General features: G+C 61.9%; 17 protein-coding genes. 13 read left to right on the top strand and 4 right to left on the bottom strand.

All coding sequences use genetic code 11. The features are described 5' to 3' along the window. The first annotated feature begins 349 nt into the window (after nucleotides 1-349). Nucleotides 350-1,366: a transposase gene (locus VGD45_RS32520; RefSeq protein WP_331159584.1), complete on the top strand. Its 1,017-nt coding sequence runs from the start codon at nucleotides 350-352 to the stop codon at nucleotides 1,364-1,366. A 20-nt stretch (nucleotides 1,367-1,386) separates the two neighbouring features. Here the strand turns inward: VGD45_RS32520 and VGD45_RS32515 are convergent, their stop codons facing one another. Beyond that, nucleotides 1,387-1,923: an RNA polymerase sigma factor gene (locus VGD45_RS32515; protein WP_331159583.1), complete on the bottom strand. Its 537-nt coding sequence runs from the start codon at nucleotides 1,921-1,923 to the stop codon at nucleotides 1,387-1,389. 318 nt (nucleotides 1,924-2,241) lie between these two features. Between VGD45_RS32515 and VGD45_RS32510 the strand changes: the two genes are divergently transcribed. From VGD45_RS32510 to VGD45_RS32490, 5 genes are all read left to right on the top strand, one after another. Then, the gene (locus tag VGD45_RS32510; protein WP_331159582.1) at nucleotides 2,242-2,898 is read left to right on the top strand and encodes a sigma-70 family RNA polymerase sigma factor; all 657 of its coding nucleotides are present in this window, start codon (nucleotides 2,242-2,244) and stop codon (nucleotides 2,896-2,898) included. 156 nt (nucleotides 2,899-3,054) lie between these two features. Then, complete coding sequence (locus tag VGD45_RS32505; protein WP_331159581.1) at nucleotides 3,055-3,456, top strand: FecR/PupR family sigma factor regulator; 402 nt, start codon at nucleotides 3,055-3,057, stop codon at nucleotides 3,454-3,456. 575 nt (nucleotides 3,457-4,031) lie between these two features. Beyond that, nucleotides 4,032-4,514 carry a sigma-70 family RNA polymerase sigma factor gene (locus tag VGD45_RS32500; RefSeq protein WP_331159580.1) on the top strand — a complete coding sequence of 161 codons (483 nt, stop codon included), beginning with the start codon at nucleotides 4,032-4,034 and terminating at the stop codon, nucleotides 4,512-4,514. Nucleotides 4,515-4,668: 154 nt separating this feature from the next. Next, nucleotides 4,669-5,766 (top strand): GDP-mannose 4,6-dehydratase, encoded by a 1,098-nt coding sequence (gene gmd / locus VGD45_RS32495; protein WP_331159579.1) that lies wholly within the window; start codon nucleotides 4,669-4,671, stop codon nucleotides 5,764-5,766. Between the two features lie 6 nt (nucleotides 5,767-5,772). Beyond that, the gene (locus VGD45_RS32490; protein ID WP_331159578.1) at nucleotides 5,773-6,741 is read left to right on the top strand and encodes a GDP-mannose 4,6-dehydratase; all 969 of its coding nucleotides are present in this window, start codon (nucleotides 5,773-5,775) and stop codon (nucleotides 6,739-6,741) included. Between the two features lie 61 nt (nucleotides 6,742-6,802). Here the strand turns inward: VGD45_RS32490 and VGD45_RS32485 are convergent, their stop codons facing one another. Further along, the gene (locus VGD45_RS32485; RefSeq protein WP_331159577.1) at nucleotides 6,803-8,128 is read right to left on the bottom strand and encodes a class I SAM-dependent methyltransferase; all 1,326 of its coding nucleotides are present in this window, start codon (nucleotides 8,126-8,128) and stop codon (nucleotides 6,803-6,805) included. A gap of 587 nt (nucleotides 8,129-8,715) precedes the next feature. Here VGD45_RS32485 and VGD45_RS32480 point away from each other — a divergent pair. After that, complete coding sequence (locus VGD45_RS32480; RefSeq protein ID WP_331159576.1) at nucleotides 8,716-9,384, top strand: putative Ig domain-containing protein; 669 nt, start codon at nucleotides 8,716-8,718, stop codon at nucleotides 9,382-9,384. Between the two features lie 77 nt (nucleotides 9,385-9,461). Here VGD45_RS32480 and bfr read toward each other — a convergent pair whose 3' ends face one another. Together bfr and VGD45_RS32470 are read right to left on the bottom strand one after the other, a co-directional pair. Then, on the bottom strand, nucleotides 9,462-9,941 hold the full coding sequence (gene bfr / locus VGD45_RS32475; RefSeq protein ID WP_331159575.1) for a bacterioferritin: 480 nt from the start codon (nucleotides 9,939-9,941) through the stop codon (nucleotides 9,462-9,464). Nucleotides 9,942-10,073: 132 nt separating this feature from the next. Continuing rightward, nucleotides 10,074-10,262 (bottom strand): (2Fe-2S)-binding protein, encoded by a 189-nt coding sequence (locus VGD45_RS32470; protein ID WP_331159574.1) that lies wholly within the window; start codon nucleotides 10,260-10,262, stop codon nucleotides 10,074-10,076. 303 nt (nucleotides 10,263-10,565) lie between these two features. Between VGD45_RS32470 and VGD45_RS32465 the strand changes: the two genes are divergently transcribed. The 6 genes from VGD45_RS32465 to VGD45_RS32440 all read left to right on the top strand — a co-directional run bounded on the left by VGD45_RS32465 (nucleotide 10,566) and on the right by VGD45_RS32440 (nucleotide 20,621). Then, nucleotides 10,566-11,966: a TIGR03013 family XrtA/PEP-CTERM system glycosyltransferase gene (locus VGD45_RS32465; RefSeq protein ID WP_331159573.1), complete on the top strand. Its 1,401-nt coding sequence runs from the start codon at nucleotides 10,566-10,568 to the stop codon at nucleotides 11,964-11,966. A gap of 22 nt (nucleotides 11,967-11,988) precedes the next feature. Beyond that, nucleotides 11,989-14,076 carry an XrtA/PEP-CTERM system histidine kinase PrsK gene (gene prsK / locus VGD45_RS32460; RefSeq protein ID WP_331159572.1) on the top strand — a complete coding sequence of 696 codons (2,088 nt, stop codon included), beginning with the start codon at nucleotides 11,989-11,991 and terminating at the stop codon, nucleotides 14,074-14,076. 22 nt (nucleotides 14,077-14,098) lie between these two features. Further along, nucleotides 14,099-15,457: a PEP-CTERM-box response regulator transcription factor gene (gene prsR / locus VGD45_RS32455; RefSeq protein ID WP_414717621.1), complete on the top strand. Its 1,359-nt coding sequence runs from the start codon at nucleotides 14,099-14,101 to the stop codon at nucleotides 15,455-15,457. Nucleotide 15,458: 1 nt separating this feature from the next. Next, nucleotides 15,459-16,964 (top strand): exosortase A, encoded by a 1,506-nt coding sequence (xrtA, locus tag VGD45_RS32450; protein WP_331159570.1) that lies wholly within the window; start codon nucleotides 15,459-15,461, stop codon nucleotides 16,962-16,964. Nucleotides 16,965-16,980: 16 nt separating this feature from the next. Further along, complete coding sequence (gene prsT, locus VGD45_RS32445) at nucleotides 16,981-19,782, top strand: XrtA/PEP-CTERM system TPR-repeat protein PrsT (protein WP_331159569.1); 2,802 nt, start codon at nucleotides 16,981-16,983, stop codon at nucleotides 19,780-19,782. A gap of 317 nt (nucleotides 19,783-20,099) precedes the next feature. Then, on the top strand, nucleotides 20,100-20,621 hold the full coding sequence (locus tag VGD45_RS32440; RefSeq protein ID WP_331159568.1) for an XrtA/PEP-CTERM system exopolysaccharide export protein: 522 nt from the start codon (nucleotides 20,100-20,102) through the stop codon (nucleotides 20,619-20,621).

The raw sequence follows: 20,621 nt of genomic DNA, 5'->3' as shown, positions 1-20,621 counted from the left end.
ACGTTGCCACGCGCCGTGCGTGTCGCTGCACGACATTCACCCGCGCCAGAACAAACATAGATCACTTCTGCGCAGGCGCGATTTCATCTCGCGATGAACGATCGTCATATTCCCGACGACGAATTCGCGCGCGGTCACGCGCCGCGAATCAAACAAACAAATAAACTTGCTGTGACCTACTGTGACTATGCCCAAGAATCGCGGGGCTGAGCCGATGCCATATCAATAGCCGCGGCAGTAGTGGATGCTCGCCTCGAGCCTGCACAAACAAACACAACGCATTGCTGGCACCGATAGGTCCAACCGCTAACCACGGTTGCTTGGATGTTTCCTATATGGAGAGTTAACAATGTCATATCGCCGACGCATTCACGTTCCTGGTGGAACGTATCATGTCGTTCAGCGGGGCACCAAACAGCGGCCCATCTTCTCGCAGCCCGAGGATTACGAGTTGTTCGAGTCGGTGTTGCAGGCGGCTTTGCGCAGTACCGGTGCAAGGGTGCATGCATATTGCTGGACGACGGAAGCCGTATATCTGTGCGTGCAGATCGATGAGATTTCGCTGGGACATTTTATGCAGTGGCTGAAGAGTCGTTACGCCCGCGGCATTCAACGCCGGCTCGGCGAGCGCGGTCATTTGTTTCAAGTTCGTTATGACGCGGTGATCGTCGATCCCAAGGCGTATTTGACGAACGTCGTTCATTACATTCACTACGTTCCTGTGCTGAAAGGGCTCGCGGCGACACCGGATGAGTTTCCTTATTCGAGTCATCATGCGTATTCGAATGCTCGTGAAATACCGTGGGTTCATTGCGGCGCTGCACGACGGATGCTCGGTAAGCGAGAAGAGCAGGCGCAGGCTTACCAAACGTTAATGGCGGAGCCGCCGACGCCGCAGGTGATCAGTCTGGTTGAACGCGGCATGCCGAAGACGCCGGGCATTCTCGGCGGTCCGGAACTGGCGGAGCTCGCGGGACATCGACCGAAGCGCGCAGCTCGCATGACATCGGATCAGATCACGCGTCATGTCTGCCGCATGCTGGACGTCTCGCGAGAAGATGTGCTCTCGAAGTCACGGCTGCGAAAGCTCGCGCTGGCCCGTGCCGTCATTGCCTGGCACGCAACGGTGCGGGGAATTGCGACGCTCGCGGAGATATCGCGGTATCTGGGGCGCGTCTCCTCGACGCTGTCCAAGACCATCACGAGCTATCGCAAGCGGCAGCCCGATCTGTTCAAGCTCGATGCGTTCACGCACTTGTTGCCACTCACGCCCTCGGGCTACGACATGTCGGACGACGAAGACTTCGGCGACGCGGCTCAGCATGCCGCTCATGCCGGCAGTCATGACCAGGATGCGATGTATTGAGGACGATGTCTCGAGAAGTCCTACCGCTCCCAAGTCATGGTCCGGATCCGGGCCTTGGCTTGGGTGATGTACTTCTCGACGGTGTGAACGCTGAGGCCGAGCTCCGCGGCAACCTCCTCATAAGAGAGACCGCGGTGCTTGTGCGCGAGTAGTACCAAAGCCTGCGTTCGCGGGAGTTGCGCGAGCGCGCGCTCGAGTTGTTGTTGCAGATTCAAACGATCGGCCAGGTTATCGGTCGACGCTTCCCAGCCATCCTCCAGAACCTCGTCGTCATCGTCGCGAAGCCGCTCGTGCTCGCGTCGCGTCTCGCTGCGGTAGTCGGCGACCAGATGAGAAGCGATTCCATAGATATAAGCGAGCGGCTTCTCCACGCACTTCTCGCCGTCGATCCGAAGCAGCCTCAAGTACACCTCTTGCGCCAGATCCTCCGCATCCTGCGGCCGCGGTAAGCGGTGCGCCAGATAGCGGTGGAGGTGCTTGTCATAGTCCCGGAATGACGAGGCGCCGAAATCGATGCCGTGCCCTGGCAGGGCGAGATCATTCTGATTCGTTGCCATTCTGCATCACCTTCGCCGAGGCGAAGCGCGCGCTAGCAAACCGTTGACTCAACAAAACGAGACGCCGCGCGCCCACGCTTTGCTGCAAGGAACATCTCAATGTGAGTTGGCGAGAATGTGACAAATGCAGTACCGACTTTTTGCCGCGAATTCCGACAAGCAGACTAAGACAGCTGCCCTCATTGAGTGGGACTGCATCAAACGGCAAGGACAGCCCTGCAGATAACTAAGTGAATTAACGGGGGATGGGAAAATGTCAATGAACGCGCGCTGGTTGAAGAGTCGACTCGTTTGCGGGCGCAACTTGGTGTGGCGCACGTGAGCGCCGCGGCACGGCGTCGCTGCGAGGCGGAGCCTGGCGCGCCAATCTCCGAGGACACGGACGAACTTCCCGTCACCGAAGAATCCGAGGCCAAACGAATGGCCAGCCGCAACGAGCGGCTGACCAAATGGTTCGAAGTATGGCGGGGCGCGATGAAGCGATGGCTTTCGAGCCGCTCATCGATCCAGGCCGCGGATCTCGACGATGTGGCGCAGGAAGTGTTCCTGCGTTTGCTGCGCTACAGTGACGATGCCGTAGTGGAGTATCCGCAGAGCTATCTGTTCCGGATCGCCACCAACGTCGTCAACGAATGGCGAGAGCGGGCTCGTAACAGCCTGCCGCACGACGATGTGTGGCTCGCCGATCTGCAGATCGAGCCCGACGCGGAGCCGGAAAGCTCGGTCGAGCACGATTTGGTCAATGAATATGTGCGTCGTGCGGTCAGCCGGCTGCCGCCGCGGCAGCGGCAGGTGCTCCTGTTGCACATAAGAGAGGACCTGACTTACAAGCAGATTGCCATCCAGCTCAAATTGACTCCTCGCGTGGTGCGCCGGGATATCGCTCGGGCGTATGCCGAGCTGCGATGCGACTTGAGCGCCACGGATGTGGCGTTTGCCTCGCGCAAGAAAGTTCGGAAACAGTCGCGCGAATGAAGGGTTGTGCTGCGGATCTTCCGGGCCATTCAGTTTCATGGTCCGGTCTAGCACTGCGGGGGCAGGAGATCCGAGCACCGAAAGCAACAACGGTTGCCGGCCGGAACTGCTGAAGTTCCGCGTACTCGGAACCATCGCGCATGACTAGGAAGACGGATGGCTGACCGTCCCCACAATCGAATGTCGAAGCTCATCAGCGAAGAGGCCGCCGAATGGCTGGTGTGCCTGCGAGCGGGCAACATGACCAGCGGCGATCGGCTGGAGTACGTGCGGTGGCTCAAGCAGTCGCCCGCTCACGTAGGCGCGATGCTGGAGCTCGCGTCCCTCGAAGGTCTGTTGCGACGGTCCGACCTGGGCGGCATTCCGCCGAGTCAGGGGCAATCGGGCCCGCATGAGCCGGAGTCCACCGTCGTCGAGCTGATTCCCCGGCACGTTCGGGAAGAGTCTCCATCCGAAGAGCGACGCCGTTCGCCCTGGCGCCACTGGAGGTTCGCGTGTCTGACTCGCGTCGGCTTCGCCGGTCGCGCGCTTTCGAAGCTGGTCGGGATTTGCACCTGATGACGGCGCGGAGCACCGCCCCGTCATCATCTCCACTTTGAATCTTCCTCTCTGACCCAGCCTGGATCGAGCTGCGCAGTCGCGCCCCACGCAGCGCGATGGTGCTATGCGCCTTTTGTTCGTGTCGATGGCAACTACTCACGAGAAAGCCCAGATAGCCCTCAGTAGCTGTGCCTAGCGGTTGACCAATGTTCATTAACGAGAGTATAACAATGAACATCGTTCACATGACCGCCCCGACCAGCTCGAATGGCGGCAGCGATACGGTTCCGAACGCCGCTGGTACTCGGCACGGGAGAGGCGGACCTTCGGGATGACATAGAGGCCTCGAGACTGACGCCGAGGTAGTCCAAGTGGCTCGACAGCGTTGCAGCGACGTCGGAGTGCAAGCAAGGAGCGCAGCGTTCGGCCTCGATGCATCTCGCCTCAGGAGATCTAGGGTGGCAAGCGAATCATCAACTTCATGCATCTCCGCGGCCTCGGTCCCCGCCTTGGGTTGCGACGAAGTCAAGGTTGCGAATGCTGCTTCTCTGCACGGGAAGCGCCGTCTCTCATCTTGGTTTGAAACCTGGCGCGTGTCGCTGCGTCGCTGGTTGTCGGGCCGTTCGTCGGTGCCCTCGGCCGATCTCGACGCGGTGGCTCAAGAAGTGTTCGAGCGTCTCACGCGTTACAGCGATCAGACGTTGGCGGAATATCCGCAGAGCTATTTGTTTCATATCGCCGCCAACGTCGTCGACGAGTGGCACGAGCGCGCTGGTAACAGCCGGCCGCAGGAAGACGCGTGGCTCAAAGTGCTCCGGCGCGAACCGGACTATCCGATGGCTGGGTATGTGGAACACTCGCTCGTCAACGAGCAGCTCAGGACGGCAGTGAGCAAGTTGCCGCCGCGGCAGCGTGATGTGCTGTTACTGCACATCAACCAGGACCTGACCTACAAGCAAATCGCGACCCAGCTCAAACTCACGCCGCGCATCGTGCGACGAGAGATTGCTCGCGCGTATGCTCAGTTACGATGCGAGCTGCGCGTGGTCGAGTTGGACGTGATTTCTTCCGTGTAGATTGGGTGAGTTTCGAATGATCGACACGCCTTGAGGAATTCGCCCAAAGAGGGCAGCGGGCGACGCGTGGAGGTGCGCGCCAGAGAATCGGGTTGACTCGGCCGCGTGAGCAGCAAGACTGCGGCATGGTCGTAAGGAAGCGTGGTCGATCCGTATGAAGCAAAAAGCTGCCCTCATCACTGGAATCACCGGCCAGGATGGAGCTTACCTGGCGGAGTTTCTTCTCAAGAAGAACTACATCGTCCACGGCATGCGCCGCCGCACTTCGCTATTCAACACGCATCGAATCGATCATTTGTACCTCGATGCTCACGAGCCCAATGCGAAGCTGTTTCTCCACTACGGAGACATGACCGACAGCAGCAGCCTGACGCGCATCATCCAGAAGACGCAGCCGGACGAAATCTACAACCTCGCCGCGCAAAGTCACGTCGCGGTGTCGTTCGAGGAGCCCGAGTACACCGCCAATTCCGATGCTCTGGGCACGCTGCGCATTCTGGAAGCGGTGCGCATCCTCGGCATGGAAAAGAAGGTGCGGTTTTACCAGGCGTCGACGTCGGAGCTGTACGGCCTGGTGCAGGAGATTCCGCAGAAGGAGACCACGCCTTTCTATCCTCGCTCCCCCTATGCGGCGGCCAAGCTGTACGCGTATTGGATCACGGTCAATTACCGCGAGGCTTACGAGATGTACGCCTGCAACGGCATCTTGTTCAATCACGAGTCGCCCATCCGCGGCGAGACGTTTGTGACCAGAAAGATCACGCGCGGACTGGCGAGGATCAAATGCGGACTGCAGGACTGTCTATATCTGGGCAACTTGAACGCGATGAGAGACTGGGGGCACGCGAGGGACTACGTCGAGGCCGCCTGGATGATGTTGCAACGTGAGACGCCCGAGGACTTCGTGGTTGCGACCGGCGAGCAGCGAAGCGTGCGTGAGTTCGTCGAGGTGGCCGCCGACAAGCTCGGTATCAAACTGCGCTGGGCGGGCGAGGGCGTCGAGGAGAAGGGCTACGACCGCGCCGGCAACTGCGTGGTTGCCGTCGACCCACGCTACTTCCGTCCCACCGAAGTGGAAACGCTGCTCGGCGACTCGAGTCGCGCACGTGAGATGTTGGGATGGAAGCCCCGGACCAGCTTCACCGATCTCGTCGCAGAGATGGTGAGCGAGGATCTCAAAGAAGCAGAGTGCGAAGAGATGCTAAGGCCTCACGGATTCCCGACGGTGTTCGGCTCGCGCATCGCCTCTTGAGCCTGCATGCCGCGGGCGCTCATTACGGGCATCAACGGTCAGGACGGGTCTTACCTTGCCGAATTGCTGCTCGACCGCGGTTATCGCGTCATCGGACTGATGCGTGAAGGAGCCGATGCTCGCGCGCAGCGAATCGGCCATCTGAGGTCACAGATCGAAGTCGTCACGGGCAGTCTGCTGAGCGAAGACCTCCTCCGAAAGATAATCGCTGAGCACCGGCCCGACGAAATCTATAACTTCGCTGCCCGCGCTTCGAGCCGCCAGTTGTTCGTCGATCCGGTGCTCACCGGCGACTTCAACGGGCTGGCGGTGGCGCGCATTCTGGAAGCGATCCGCACCGTCCATCCGCGCACGCGTTTCTGCCAGGCCTCCAGCAGCGAAATGTTCGGTGACGCGAGGCAAGCGCCCCAAAGCGAGTCGACGCCGTTTCGGCCGCGAAATCCCTATGGAGTGGCCAAGCTGTTTGCTCACGGCATGGTTCGAACCTATCGGGAGCACTTCGGCGTGTTCGCCTGCTCGAGCATCCTGTTCAACCATGAAAGCCCCCGGCGCGGCTCGGAGTTTGTCACTCGCAAGATCACCATGGGGGTTGCACGAATCAAACGCGGGCTGCAGACATCGCTGGAACTGGGCAACCTGGACGCCGTGCGCGATTGGGGCTATGCCGCGGACTACGTCGATGCGATGTGGAAGATGCTGCAGGCGGAGTCGGCGGATGACTATGTGGTGGCCACTGGCCAGAGTCATTCCGTCCGCGAGTTTTGCAGCGTCGCCTTCGCGCACGTCGGTCTCGATTATCGAGACTATGTGCGAGTGGACCCGGGCGCTCGAAGGGCGCCGGAAGCCGTGCCGCTGATTGGCGATGCGAGCAAAGCGAGAAGGGTGCTGGAATGGCAGCCGATCGTTCCGTTCGAAACGCTCGTTCGTATGATGGTGGACGCGGACATCGCAGCCCTCGCTCAACAGGTCGAGTAACCGATCACCTGCCAACGCAGCCGATCGAGCAACTCGCAAGCACAGGGCGGCGGCGTTCTAATCAATGAATCTGCGACTGGGGACTGGCAACCGGCCGGTTCGCGCCCGACTCGATCAGTAGCGGTTCGGATACACCGCGCGTCGCGCTGGTCATGCGAACCAGTTCGAGTTGCGGCAGGGGGAATACCAGATTGCGATCGACAAATCTCTCGTGCTCCATGAAGAAATTGCGGAAGTGCCAGGGCAGCACCAGCAGGTAATCCGGCTTCAGTGCGAGGACTTCTTGTTCCGAGATGATCGGTAGCAGGGTGCCCGGGGTGAACGCCTCGAATTTGTCGGGATTGACCTCGCCGACCCGGGCTATGTCGGCGGTCGTGATGTCGCAGTACTGCAGCAGAACGTTGCCTTTCGTGGATGCGCCCAGGGCGCAGATGGACTTGCCGAAGCGCCTGGCCTCGTCCAGGAAAGCGCGCAGCGCAGTTCTGCTCGCGGCGACACGCTGGGCGAAATCCTGGAATGGCTGGAGCGTGTGCAGGCCGGTTCTAGCTTCCTCGTGGAGGATCTGTTCGAGTTCCGGCGACTCGCGGTAGTGCGAGTCGCGCTTGGCCAGCATCAGGGAGAAGCTCCCGCCGTTGATGTCGTTGAACTCCACGTCGATGATTTTCAGGTCGGCTCGGTCCGTCATCCATTTGATCTGCTGCAAGCCGTAATACTCGAGGTGCTCGTGGCACACGGTGTCGTAAGAGTTCCGGAGCAGCATGGTGGGCATGTAACTTTGTTCGAGCACCCACACGCCCTCGTCGTCGAGGATCTCAGCGACCTCCTGCATGAAGGCGAGCGGCGCTTCGAGGTCGTAGAACATCGAGAACGACGTCACCACCGTCGCCTTGCGGTTGGGAAAATGTCTCTGCAGAGTCGCGGCGGAGAAGAAGTCCGGAATCAATTGAATGTGCGAGGGATAGAACTCCTTGAATTTCGCCGCGGTCGGATCGATGCCGACCAGATTGCAGCCGGTCGCGGGATAGGCCTGGAGGGTAGTGCTGTCGTTGGAGCCGATGTCGACGATCAGCGCGTCCTTCGGAAGGCTCACTCGATTGAGGATCCTGCGCACCTTGGCCTGTAAGTGCGCAACCATGCTCGCGTTCAGTCCCGAGCGGTAACCATAGTTATCGCCGTACAGCTCGCCCAGGTCATAGGTGTGCTGGAGTTGCAGCAGCCCGCAGACGTCGCCTTCCCCGGTGCACTTCACCAGCTTGAGAGGACCGGCCGTGACCGCCTGCGTTTTGCTTTTCGGAAACACGCCCGTGAGTGCCTGCACGCCGAGGTCGAGCACTTCGACCAGCTCAGTGTTCTTGCAAATCCGGCACTCGGAGATTTGTCGGTACATAGCTTCCGCTCCGTGGCAAGGCGCTCCTGTGGATGGCCGCAGGGTGCAGTGAGCGGATGCGGTTTTGCCGGCGTCGGGCCGGAGAAGGCGCGAACTGTTTGATCGCAGGGGATTTTGTGTTGCCGGCGGCAGGTGTCGGTCGCGGCAGGCTTGGACGAGCAGGGGCAGTGGGGATGCGCTGATGGGGTGGAGGGCGCTTCCAGGACCGGCCATGCCTTAGGCGCGTTTTGAGGTCCGATCTCACGGCGCGGCTCGTCACCCTGTCTCCTATCGGAAACAAGGCTCATTCATCTTCAGAATCAGCGAGTTAACGGTCGCCCTTCAGGTGCGACCGACAAAAATTGTCAGTAAACCGCGACGCGCGGCCAGCCTGCGGCCCCTCGGACGAACGGCCAATACGATCTAACGCGCTGATTGTTCTGGCGGTTCCAGGCTCTGGCACAACTCTTGTTATCTCTATACCCGTGCTCTCGCCAGTGTGACCAGCGCGAGATCTCAGCTCCCAGATATCAACGGCGATATCAAAGACATACAGCGGCAACCGAGTGGCGGAGTCAGCCACGGGGCGGCCGCAATAGTGGAGAATCATGCGTTCTAATTATTTCCCGGGTTTTCTGACCGGCTGCTTCATCCTGACCTCCGTCCTGCTGAGCGCCTGCGGCGGAGGCGATGGTGGCTCTTCCACGGGCAACGCCAACCCACCGGATGGTTCGACCAATGCCGCGCCGACCGTGAGCGGCTCCCCTGGCTCGACCGCCGTGGCCGGTCAGGCCTACAGCTTCCAGCCTGCCGCGAGCGACGCCGACGGTGACCGCTTGTCGTTCACCGTGGCCAATCTTCCCAGCTGGGCCAGCTTCAGCAACGAGACCGGCCGCATCTCCGGCACGCCGACCGCCGCCCAGGTGGGCGCCTATGAAAACATCACGATCACGGTGTCGGACGGCACGGCCACCGCGAGCCTCGCACCGTTCGCTATCAACGTGACCGAGACGAGCGGCAACAGCGCGACGCTGTCGTGGACGCCGCCGACGCAGAACGCCGATGGCAGCGCGTTGAGCAATCTCTCGGGCTTTCAGGTGCGCTACGGCCGTGACGCCAGCAATCTCGACCAGACCATCAACGTGGACAATCCGTCCATCAATCGCTACGTGGTGGAAAATCTGAGCTCGGGCACGTGGTATTTCGCGGTGGTCGCGGTGAATTCGCGCGGCGACACCAGCCGGCTGTCGAACACGGCGAGCAAGACCGTTAGCTAATATTTTCGGAGCGACGGCCTCGGCCCCAGGATGTGCTGGATCGCCGAGGCCTCTTTCCCCAGGATGGGATCGAACCCTCAGTCCTCGTCCGTCTCCATCTGCGACTGGCAGTAGTTCTGAATGCCCACGCGCTTGATCAGATCGAGCTGCGTCTCCAGCCAGTCGATGTGCTCTTCCTCGGACTCGAGGATGTCTTCGAACAGCTCGCGTGAGACGTAATCCGAGACCTGCTCGCAATCGGCGATGGCCTGGCGCAGATCCGGATGCGCCTGCATCTCCAGCTTCAGATCGCAGTTGAGCGCTTCCTCGACGTTCTCGCCAATCAGCAGCTTGCCCAGGTCCTGCAGGTTCGGCAGACCGTCCAGGAACAGGATGCGCTTGATGAGCTTGTCCGCATGCTTCATCTCGTCGATGGACTCTTTGTAGGTCCGTTCGCCCAGCTTCTTCAGACCCCAGTGCTCGAACATCCGGGCGTGCAGAAAATACTGGTTGATGGCGGTCAGCTCGTTTTTCAGTACGTTGTTGAGATGACGCAATACCGTTGCGTGGCCCTGCATGTGCGCTCCTGAGCGTTATCGACCCAGCCGCGAATGTTGGCGGAGCCACACCGAGCGAGGCAACTGCGCCACGGCGCAGCGAAGGAATAGGGAGACGGGAGCGCGAATTATCGCGAGAATACGCGGGCTTGGTCAGGCGGCGACGGGCCGATTCGCGGATTCGATATGAGACTCAATCACTTCTCGCGCAGATTCCTCGCATCGGCCGCAGCAGCTGGCGACCGGCAGGCGCATCTGTACTTCGAAAAGCGAGCCAGCCCCCTGATCGACGGCCTCGCGGATCTGGCGGTCGCTGATGGCTTGGCACACGCAAATGTACATGGTGGTCGGCTCTCGATCCGGGCGGCCCTTGCATGAGCCGCGACAGTGGGGCCATCCTAAATAGAAATGCGAATGATTGTCAATTGACGATGGGACTGACAGGGAGTCGGTGAAGCTTGCCGGGGGCTGGGACGGGGTCGTGGATTTGACAGTAGACCCCTGTGACTGCCTTCACGCGGCTGTGAGGGTGGGGCGACTAGACTTACGACCGCTGGTGCGCGGCGCGCAATTCGCGCTCAATAGCCGGCCGCAAGCGGGACCGATCAGAAGCGAACAAGTTGAGAGCTGGGCAAAAAACGACCCGTGGCCATTCGAATCTTCCAACATTACTGGCATCTGCACCTCGCCGTGCTGGCGGTCATCGAGGGTGTGATCTTCTTTTTCTCGCCGTACGCGGCGGCGTTCCTGCTGTTCGAACGCGCTCCCTGGGTGGACGAGATGCTCGGCCCCATGCTGCCGCGGGGCGTTGTGTTTGCCGGTGTGCTGTTCGTCAGCATGGCCGCGATGGGCTTGTACAACTCCCGCCAGCGCTCGCGGCTGGTCGGGCTGATCGCGCGAGTCGCTGCCAGCATCATCGGCGGCGGCATGTTCATCACCATCCTGTTCTACATTTTTCCGCAGCAGCTACACATCGGCCGCGGCGCGTTGCTGATCAGCCTGGTGATCGCCTTCGGCGGGTCGGTGATCGCGCGCATCGTGTTCGACACCCTGGTCGATGAGGATCTGTTCAAGCGTCGCGTGCTCGTTTATGGCTCCGGTCACCGCGCCGCCAGCATCGCGCGACTGCGGCGTCGTTCGGATCGCCGTGGCTTCGTGGTCATCGGCTATGTCCCCGCCGAAGGCGACGAAGGCATCGATGTTCCGAGCAACGAAAAGCTGCCCACCAACGTCGATCTGCTGACCTTGTGCGAACGGCACCGGGTCGACGAGATCGTGGTCGCGATGGACGATCGCCGTCGTCACTTCCCCATGGATCAGCTGCTGGAGTGCCGCCTGGAAGGCGTGGAGATCCTGGAGCTGGTCACGTTCCTCGAACGCGAGACCGGCAAGGTGCGCCTGGATCTGCTCAATCCGAGCTGGATGATTTTTTCCCAGGGCTTCGGGCGCGGGCGCATCCACGACACGCTGGAGCGCGCGTTCGACATCGTCGCGAGCCTGGTGCTGCTGGTCGTGGCGGCGCCGATCATGGTGTTGACTGCGCTCGCCATCAAAATCACCGAGGGACCGAAGGCGACGATTTTTTATCGCCAGGTGCGCGTCGGCCAGTACGGTCGGCCGTTCCGATTGTTGAAGTTCCGCAGCATGCGCGAGGACGCTGAAAAGGACGGCGCGCAGTGGGCGAGCAAGAACGACTCGCGCGTGACTGCGATCGGCGCCTTCACCCGCCTGACGCGAATCGACGAGCTGCCGCAGATCCTGAATGTATTGCGAGGGGAGATGAGCTTCGTCGGGCCGCGGCCGGAGCGCCCGGAATTCGTCGGCCAGCTCGAAGAGCGGATCCCGTATTATCGCGAGCGTCACACCATCAAGCCCGGCATCACCGGTTGGGCGCAGCTGTGTTATCCGTACGGCTCCTCCGAGCAGGACGCCATCGAGAAACTGCAATACGATCTTTTTTACGTCAAGAATCACAGCCTGCTGTTTTATCTGGCCATCCTCGTGCAGACGGTGGAGGTCATCGTGTGGAGAAAAGGCGCGCGTTGAGTCCCGCTTCGAGACCCGCTAAATGAATGCGTTCGGCATTGCCAGCTATGGCATCGCGGCGCTGAGCTTCCTGGTGCTGACCCTACTGCTGATCACCGCATGGCGCGGTCGGCAGCAGGGTGGGCACCTGATCGTGGCCAGTGCGGTGACCGCCCTCTGGGCCGCGGTTCTGGTCCTGCAGAGCTACACCGGCCAGGTTCCCGTCCTTGTCATCTATCTTGCCGAAGCGGTTCGCGGCGGAGCCTGGTTGCTCACGTTGGTCGCGGTTGCCGGAATCGCGGCGCCTTCGATGTTGAAGACAGCGGCGCGCGCCCTATGTGTGTTGCTGCTTGCGGCGGCTGTCGTTTTGCCGCTGCTCGAGCACTTCGGCATCGCCTTGATCAATCCGACGCTGCTGCTGTCGCGCGCCGGCTTGGCGCTGTCGTTACTGGCGTTGATCCTGCTCGAGCAGATCTATCGCAACTCATCGCAGGTGGCGCGCCGCTCGCTGAAGTTTTTCATCATCGGCGTCGGCACTTTGTTTGCCTACGACCTGTTTCTGTACTCGCAGACCGAGCTGCTGCGCGCGGTGTCCATAGATGCCTGGACATCGCGGGGCATTCTCAACGCCTTCGCGATGCCGTTGATCGCGATCGCCGCGCGGCGCAATCCTGAATGGTCGCTGGACGTGTTCGTCTCGCGGCAGATCGTTTTCTATACGACGTCCGTGCTGGTGGTCGGCTCGTATCTCACCGTCATGGCGCTGGGCGGCTTCTATGTGCGCGAGATCGGCGGCGCCTGGGGCAATGTCGGGCAGATCGTGTTCTTCGCCGGCGCGGTGGTGGTGCTGGCGAGTCTCGTGACATCGGCCTCGCTGCGGCGACACACCCGGGTGTTTCTCAGCAAGCACTTCTATCGGAACAAGTACGATTATCGCGTCGAATGGCTGCGCTTCATCGGCACGCTCTCGTCGACCGAGGACGACGACGTCGGGCGCACGGCGCTCCGCGCCATGGCGCAGATCTTCGCGAGCCCCGGCGGCTTTCTGTTCCTGAGCGACGAGACTGGCAAGAAATTCCTGCCGTACGCCGCCTGGCCCATGAGCGTCGACTCGCTCGGCTTGCCCGCGAGCCTCTCCGCCGATGACGACCTGACGCAGTTCCTGGCTCGCAAGCAGTGGATCATCGATACCGAGGAATTCCGCCGCTCGCCGGATTTCTACGGCAACATCGCCGTTCCGCAATGGTTGCTCGAGCATCGGCAGCTGCGCATCGTCTCGCCCATGTTGCAACTGGACCGCCTGGTCGGCTTCGTGGTGTTGTACGATCCGCCGCCGCCGTTCGAGCTCACTTACGAAGATCGTGACTTGCTGAAGACGCTGGGCCGCCACGTGGCCACTCACATCGCGCAACAGGACGCCGACCGCCGCCTCGCCGAGAGCCGCCAGTTCGAGGCGTACAACCGGCTGACGGCGTTCATGATGCACGACCTGAAAAACTCGGTGGCGCAGCTCAAGCTGATCGTCGCCAACGCCCCGCGTCACAAGCACAATCCCGAATTCGTCGACGACGCCGTCGCGACCATCGCCAATACCGCCGAGCGCATGACCAAGCTGATCGAACAGCTGCGCGGCTCGACCTCGGCCGATCGGCACGTGCCGGCGGATCTGCGCGAGCTTGCCCAGCAGGCCGTATCACGTTGCAGCTATCGGGCTCCGAAGCCGCAGTTGCAGGGTGGGTCGCCGGTGATGGTGCTGGCCAATGCCGAGCGCCTGTCGGTGGTCATCGAGCACATCATCCGCAACGCCCAGGACGCAACCAGCGAGACTGGATCGGTGTCAGTGAGCGTCGGACAAAATGGCCGCGAGGCCCAGCTCCTGGTGGAAGATACCGGCGCCGGCATGGATGCGGATTTCATCCGCAACCGCCTGTTCCGTCCCTTCGACAGCACCAAGGGCGCCAAAGGCATGGGCATCGGGGCTTACCAGGTGCGTGAATACATTCGTTTGCTGGGGGGTGACGTGGAAGTGCAGAGCAGTCCCGGACAGGGCACCCGCTTTGCGGTTAGCCTGCCGCTTTCCCGGAGCCAGGATGCGCCCGTCGCCACGGCGAACGCCGCCGTGAGCCACTGACGGGTTCCACAGGAGAAACCAGATCGTGAGCGAAGAAAAACCCAAACTCCTGATCGTCGAGGACGACCTCGGTCTGCAAAAGCAGCTGAAGTGGTGTTTCGACGAGCACGAGGTGCTGATCGCCGGAACCCGCGCCGAAGCGCTGGCGCAGCTGCGCCGCTTCGAGCCGCCGGTGGTGCTGCAGGATCTCGGCCTGCCGCCGGATCCGGAAGGCGTCAACGAAGGCATGCAGACGCTGCGCGAGACGTTGAGCCTCGCGCCGGCCACCAAGGTGATCGTCGTCACCGGCAACAACGACCGCGACAACGCCGTTCGCGCCGTATCCCTTGGGGCGTACGACTTCTATCAGAAGCCGGTGGACACCGACGTCCTGCGCCTGATCGTCAGCCGCGCATTTCACATTCATGCGCTGGAGCAGCAGAACCGTCAGCTGCAGGAGTCGCAGTTCACTGCGCCGTTCGAGGGCATGATCGCCACCGACGACGCCATGCTCAAAGTCCGCCGCATGATCGAGAAGGTCGCACCGGCCGCGGTGTCGGTGTTGATTCTGGGCGAGAGCGGCACGGGCAAGGAATTGATCGCCCGCGCCATTCACAAACAAAGCGGGCGACGCGACGGTAAGTTCGTAGCCATCAACTGCGCGGCGATTCCGGAGCAGCTGCTGGAGAGCGAGCTGTTCGGTTACGAGAAGGGCGCGTTCACCGGCGCCGTGAAGCAGACCATCGGCAAGGTGGAGCTGTCGAGCGGCGGCACGCTGTTCCTCGACGAGATCGGCGACATGCCGCTGGCTCTGCAGGCGAAGCTGCTGCGCTTCCTGCAGAACCACGTGATCGAGCGCGTCGGCGGCCGGCAGGAAATTCCGGTCGATGTGCGCGTCGTGTGCGCGACCAACAAGAATCTGAAACAACTCATCACGGAACAGCGCTTCCGCGAGGACCTGTATTTCCGAATCGGCGAAGTGACCATCGAAGTGCCGCCGCTGCGGGAGCGCCGTGGCGCACCGACCGTGCTCGCGCACGCGATGCTGCGCAAGTTCGGTGGCATGCACGGCCGGCCCAAGCGTGGGTTCACCGAAGAGGCAGCGGCGGCGCTCGAAGCTTATTCCTGGCCGGGCAACGTCCGCGAGTTGGAGAACCGGGTCAAGACCGCGATGATCATGGGCGAGGGCTCGCTGCTCACCGCCGAAGATCTGCATCTGAAAGAAAGCGTCGACGGCGAGCTGCTGTTCAATCTCAAGGAAGTGCGCACCCGCGCCGAGCGGCAGGCGATTCGCCAGGCGTTGTCCATCACCGAAGGCAATATCTCGCGCACCTCCGAACTGCTCGGAGTGAGCCGGCCGACGTTGTACGATCTGATGGACAAATACGGCATTGCCCACTGAGATGAGCAGCCCGCGACTGCCGTCGGCGCCGTTGGCGGGTGTCGCCAACGATCCGACTGCATCCGCGCGCTCGCTGAACCTGCGTGCGGCAGGTTCGATCGCGATCGTGGTGCTCGGCTTGCTGCTGTTCTGGCCGACCACGGCGTCGCTGATCGAGCATTGGGAAGACACGGTCCGGCGCACTTACACCCACGGCTATCTCCTGGTCGGCATCGTTTTGTGGCTGTTATGGCGTAACCGAGTTCTTTGGGCGGAGGTGCCGCTTCGTCCGAGCTTGCTCGCCTTTGCAGGAGTGATCGGGGCGAGCGTCGTATGGCTGATCTCCTTGCGCGCGGCCGTGCAGATCGTGCATCAGCTACTGTTGCCGCTCATCATCTTCGGCGCGTTCGTCAGCTGCTACGGCTGGAAGGCCGGCCGCCGTTTGAGTCTCACATTCGCGCTGTTGTATTTCGCCGTGCCGGTGTGGGATGCATTCACGCCGCTGTTGCAGTCGGCTTCGGTCATGGCCGTGCAATTCCTGTTGCGCGTGGTGAGCATTCCGGCGTACGTGTCCGGCAATGTTTTCACGCTTCCTGCGGGAGCGCTGGAAGTTGCCGACGGTTGCGCGGGTCTGCATTTCTTTGTCGTCGGGCTCACCATCGCCGCGCTCTACGGTGAGATCAATCATGACTCGCTCGCGACGCGCCTCAAGCTCATGGCGCTCGCGGTGATCCTCGCGATGGTGACCAACTGGGTGCGCATTTTCATCATCGCGGTGGTCGCCCAGGCGACGGACATGCAGCACTACCTGGTGCGCGAGGAACATTACAGCTTCGGCTGGGTGTTGTTCGCCGTCGCGCTGGTGATCTTTTTTCTGATCGTGCGGCGCTGGCCGGCCGCGCCGGAGCCGCAAGCGGCAGCCACGGCGGGCGCCCCGATTTCCTGGCGGGGGGCGGCGCTCGCTGCTGTCGGATTGTTGTTTGCTCCGCTCTGGCAGCACGTCGATGACAACATTCCGACCAGCGCCGCTCTGGCGCATGTTCTGCCGAACGACGTTGCGGGCTGGACCGTTACTCGCGACGCGCACAGCGATTGGCAGCCTGTGTTCAATGGAGCGGATGTCACGGAACGTGCGATGTTCACGAGCGCCGGCACGGTGATCGAAGCCTACGCGGCCACATACAAAGATCAGCATCAAGGCAAAGAGCTGATGGGCTTCGGCAACTCGCTGGAAGGCGAGAGCTTGCGCGTTCGTCAGCGCAGCAGCGTCGAACATCCCTGGCTGGAAACGGAAGCGCTCGACTCCGGCGGCGCGAGCTGGCTGCTGTGGCATTCGTATCGCCTCGACGAGCGCTGGTTCGACCGGCCGCTGTCCCTGCAACTTCAATATGGCGTCGGGGCATTGGTGGGCGCGCCGGTGTCATCCATCATCGCGTTCAGAACCGCATGTAACGGCACGGACTGTGCCGAGGCGCGCGCGACGCTGCAGAACTTCGCTGCGGCTGTCCGGGCCAGCGACAAACAATAGTCGGAGCATAGCTAGAATGATGCGATCTCCTCGCATTCAGGGTGGACGCCTGCGAACCACGGCCATGGCCGTGTTCGTAGCGACGACGTTGCTGGCTCTGTGCGGCTGTGACTTCCTGGTCAGCCCACAGCAGCGCTACGAGCGGGCCCAATCGTATGTAGAGAAGGGCGAGTATCGGAGTGCGCTGGTCGAACTGAAGAATGCACTCAAGAAGCAGCCGGACCTGCACGAGGCGAGGGCGCTGCTCGCCGAGGTGGCGCTGTGGTTGGGCGATCCGGTCTCCGCCGAGGCCGAGTTGAACCGGCTGCCCAAAACCTCGGAACAGGATCCGCATGCGGACCTGCGACTGCGCATCGATCTGGCCTCCGGTCGGCAGAAGGCGGTGCTGGAGAAATCCGCGTCGGGCAGCGTGGCCGGCGTCGCGCCGGCGAAATTGTCGCTCTATCGAGGCGCGGCTCTGGAAGCGTCGGGTCGATTTGCCGAAGCTCAGCAGGAATATCGGAGGGCAGTGCAGAGCGATCCATCGCTGCTCGATGCGCAGGTTGGCGTCATCGAAACGACGGCCGCGCAAGGCGACACAGCCACGGCATTGCAGCTTGCGACCAAGCTCACCGAGGAACATCCGCAGGCGGCCATCGCCTGGTATGCGCAAGGCTCGCTGTTGGCTCGAACTGGCAAGACCGACGAAGCAAGGACGGCATTGTTGAAGGCGCGCGACCTTGCTGGCAAGCAGATCGAAGTTTCTCGCCAGGCGGCCTTGCTCTCGACGCTGATCGAACTGCAGCTCGCGGGCCGTGACATCGAAGGCGCGAAAAAGAACCTCGAGGATTTGAATCGCATCGTGGGCGGCTCGTCGCTCGCGTCGCTCACCGCCGCACGAATCGCGATGGCTGGCAACGATTACATCGCAGCGGCTGGCGAGCTGCGTCGTCTGGTCAATGCAGCTCCGCAATTCACGGCTGCGCGTTATCTGCTCGGCGTGGCCCTGGTGGCGCAAGGCAACTTGGAGCAGGCGAGTCAGGAGCTGAGCCGAGTCGTCGAGCAGGCCCCGCAGAATCTCGAAGCGCGCCAGCTGCTCGCGCAGGTTCGCATGCGTCTGCACGATCCCGACGGGGCGCTGCGCGTGCTGGTGCCGGCGATTCAAGCAAACGCCGACAACTCCCGGCTCGCGGCCATGTTCGATGAAGTGCGCACTCAGGCCGGCGCGGATGCCGGCACCATAGATACATTGGAGGAGGCGCTGCGTAAGGCGCCGGACAACGCCAATCTGCAATTGCAGCTGGCCAATCTCTACTTACGCGCAGGCGCGCCCGATAAGGCGGTCGCACTGCTTCGTCGCAATCCGGCGAGCGGGGCGCTCGATCCACGCCGCGAATCCGTGTTGTTACAAGGCATCGCCCAGTCTCAAGGCAAGGCAGCGGCCAATGCGCACATCGACGCCTTGCTGGCGCGTGATTCGAGCCCGGCAATGGTGAGCCTGGCCGCGGGCTTCCACGCGCGCGAAGGCGACTTCGATAAGAGCCGAGCGCTGTTGAATGGAGCGTTGGCGAAGGATCCGAAGCAGCCCGACCTGTTGTTCACGCTCGCGCGTGTGGAATGGAGTGCGCGCAAGCTCGACGCCGCACGCCAGGCGCTGCAACGAGTCCTCGATGCAGACCCAGCAAACAATCCGGCGCAAATGATGCTGGTCGAGATGGATATCGCGCAGGGCGCGGAGGACGCGGCAGTCGCGCGCCTGGAAGCCATGCGCAAGACCGATCCCAAAGCCGTCGAGCCGACGCTGCTGCTCGCTCGCCTGGCGCTGCGCCGGAATGAAGCCAAGCGCGCCGATGAGCTCATCGCCGCCGCCTTGCAAGCCGCATCGAATCGCGCGGACGTGTTGAATACGGCGGGCCTGTTGTATCTGGAGTCGGGTCGTTTCGATCAGGCCGCGGCGGTGTTCCAGGACGGCGCCAAGGCCAACAGCGCCAATCCGCTGCTGTGGTTGAACCTGGGCCGCGCCCAGTTGGGATTGGAACAAAAAGGCCCCGCGCGCGAATCGCTGGAGAAGGCGTTGAGCCTGCAGCCGAACTGGCTGCCGGCGGTGGGTGCGCTCGCGTTTCTGGAAGTGCAGGAGGGGCGGGAGGCCGCGGCGTTGGAGCGCATCGAGGCCCTGAAAAGGATCCAACCCAAGGACCCCGCGGTGCTCGCGCTCGAAGGCGAAGTTTATTCGGTCCTGCGACGTTACGAAGACGCTGCGAAGTCCTTCGATGCAGCGGCCGCGCTCCGTCCATCGGGTGAGCTCGCCATCAAGAGCTATCAAGCCCGTCTGACGGGCAAGCTGCCGGATGCGGTGACGCCGCTCGAGCGCTGGGCGCGTGACAATCCGGACAACACGGGTTTCAGCACCGTGCTCGCCGACGCCTACATCAAAACCGGCGAACGCCAGAAGGCGGTGGCGCTGTATCAGCAGATCCTGGCACGGCAACCCAAGAACGTGCCGGCGCTCAACAATCTCGCCTGGCTGTACTACGAACTGCACGACGAACGCGCCGTGGCTACTGCCCGTCAGGCATATGCACTCGCCCCGCAATCTCCTGCCATCATGGACACGCTGGGTTGGATTCTGGTGGAGACCGGCAATGTGACCGAAGGTCTCGCGTTGCTGGAGCGTGCCGCCACGCCGAAAGCGTCGCCCGAGATCCGCTATCACTTTGCCGCGGCCCTGGCTCGCTCGGGCGCGAAGGAACGCGCCAAAGAGCAATTGTCGGCACTCCTCGGCAATGAGACGACTTTCGCCAGCCGCGAGGCTGCGCAAAGATTGTTGGGCGAGCTGTAGACCGTAACGACGCCCGGAGCATCGCCAACCGCGCGCTACGTCACGGTTTGCGGGGTCTTTCCGCGGCTTTCGCTACTTTTCTGCTAGGCTAATGCTGCTCCAATGGTGGTTGCTGCATTAGCTGTAATCACGATCCGCCACCATTCATAGTGACTAACCGGATGCCGAAGCCACTTTCGTTGTTGAGCGTCGCGGCCCTTGCACTGTTTTTCTGGGCAGCGAACCTCTGGGCACAACAGCCGCAACCCGCCCCCGGCCCCGCAAAATCACAACCCGCTCCCGAAACTGTCAAGCCTGCCGACACTGCGATGCCGCCGATGGCGTCCAGCTCGGTTGCGCCCGACTATCGCATCGGCCCAGGCGATACGTTACAAATTTTCGTGTGGCGTAATCCCGAGCTCACACAGAGTGTGCCGGTGCGCCCGGATGGAAAGATCTCCACGCCGCTGGTCGAGGACATGGTGGCGGTCGGCAAAACACCCTCGCAGCTGGCTCGTGACATCGAAGGCGTGCTCGCCGAGTACATCCGTTCGCCGCAGGTGAACGTCATCGTCAGCAATCCGCTCAGCGCCTTCAGTCAGGTGAAGGTGATCGGGCAGGTGGTGAATCCACAATCCGTGCCGTATCGAGAAGGCATGCGTGTACTGGATGTGATTCTGGCCGCGGGCGGGCTGACCGAATTCGCCGCCGGCAATCGCGGCAAGATTGTCCGTAAAGTCGATGGCAAGGACACCGAGCTGCGTGTCAAGGTCGACGACCTGGTCAACAAGGGCGCCATGAAGTACAACCTCGAGCTCAAACCGGGCGACGTTGTAGTGGTGCCGCAGTCGTTCTTCTAG

The sequence above is a fragment of the Steroidobacter sp. genome (genome assembly GCF_036402275.1).
Classification (GTDB): Bacteria; Pseudomonadota; Gammaproteobacteria; order Steroidobacterales; family Steroidobacteraceae; genus Steroidobacter.
The sequence above is the reverse complement of the archived record's forward strand: the minus strand, read 5'-3'. Positions and strand labels throughout refer to the sequence as shown.

Bases quoted from the DNA above. Each gene is read 5' to 3' on its own strand.
- VGD45_RS32505 (WP_331159581.1), top strand. From the start codon at position 3,055: ATGGCTGACCGTCCCCACAATCGAATGTCGAAGCTCATCAGCGAAGAG.
- VGD45_RS32485 (WP_331159577.1), bottom strand. From the start codon at position 8,128: ATGTACCGACAAATCTCCGAGTGCCGGATTTGCAAGAACACTGAGCTG.
- gmd (WP_331159579.1), top strand. From the start codon at position 4,669: ATGAAGCAAAAAGCTGCCCTCATCACTGGAATCACCGGCCAGGATGGA.
- bfr (WP_331159575.1), bottom strand. From the start codon at position 9,941: ATGCAGGGCCACGCAACGGTATTGCGTCATCTCAACAACGTACTGAAA.
- xrtA (WP_331159570.1), top strand. From the start codon at position 15,459: ATGAGCAGCCCGCGACTGCCGTCGGCGCCGTTGGCGGGTGTCGCCAAC.
- VGD45_RS32520 (WP_331159584.1), top strand. From the start codon at position 350: ATGTCATATCGCCGACGCATTCACGTTCCTGGTGGAACGTATCATGTC.
- VGD45_RS32440 (WP_331159568.1), top strand. From the start codon at position 20,100: ATGGCGTCCAGCTCGGTTGCGCCCGACTATCGCATCGGCCCAGGCGAT.
- VGD45_RS32470 (WP_331159574.1), bottom strand. From the start codon at position 10,262: ATGTACATTTGCGTGTGCCAAGCCATCAGCGACCGCCAGATCCGCGAG.
- VGD45_RS32490 (WP_331159578.1), top strand. From the start codon at position 5,773: ATGCCGCGGGCGCTCATTACGGGCATCAACGGTCAGGACGGGTCTTAC.
- prsT (WP_331159569.1), top strand. From the start codon at position 16,981: ATGATGCGATCTCCTCGCATTCAGGGTGGACGCCTGCGAACCACGGCC.
- VGD45_RS32480 (WP_331159576.1), top strand. From the start codon at position 8,716: ATGCGTTCTAATTATTTCCCGGGTTTTCTGACCGGCTGCTTCATCCTG.
- prsK (WP_331159572.1), top strand. From the start codon at position 11,989: ATGAATGCGTTCGGCATTGCCAGCTATGGCATCGCGGCGCTGAGCTTC.
- VGD45_RS32515 (WP_331159583.1), bottom strand. From the start codon at position 1,923: ATGGCAACGAATCAGAATGATCTCGCCCTGCCAGGGCACGGCATCGAT.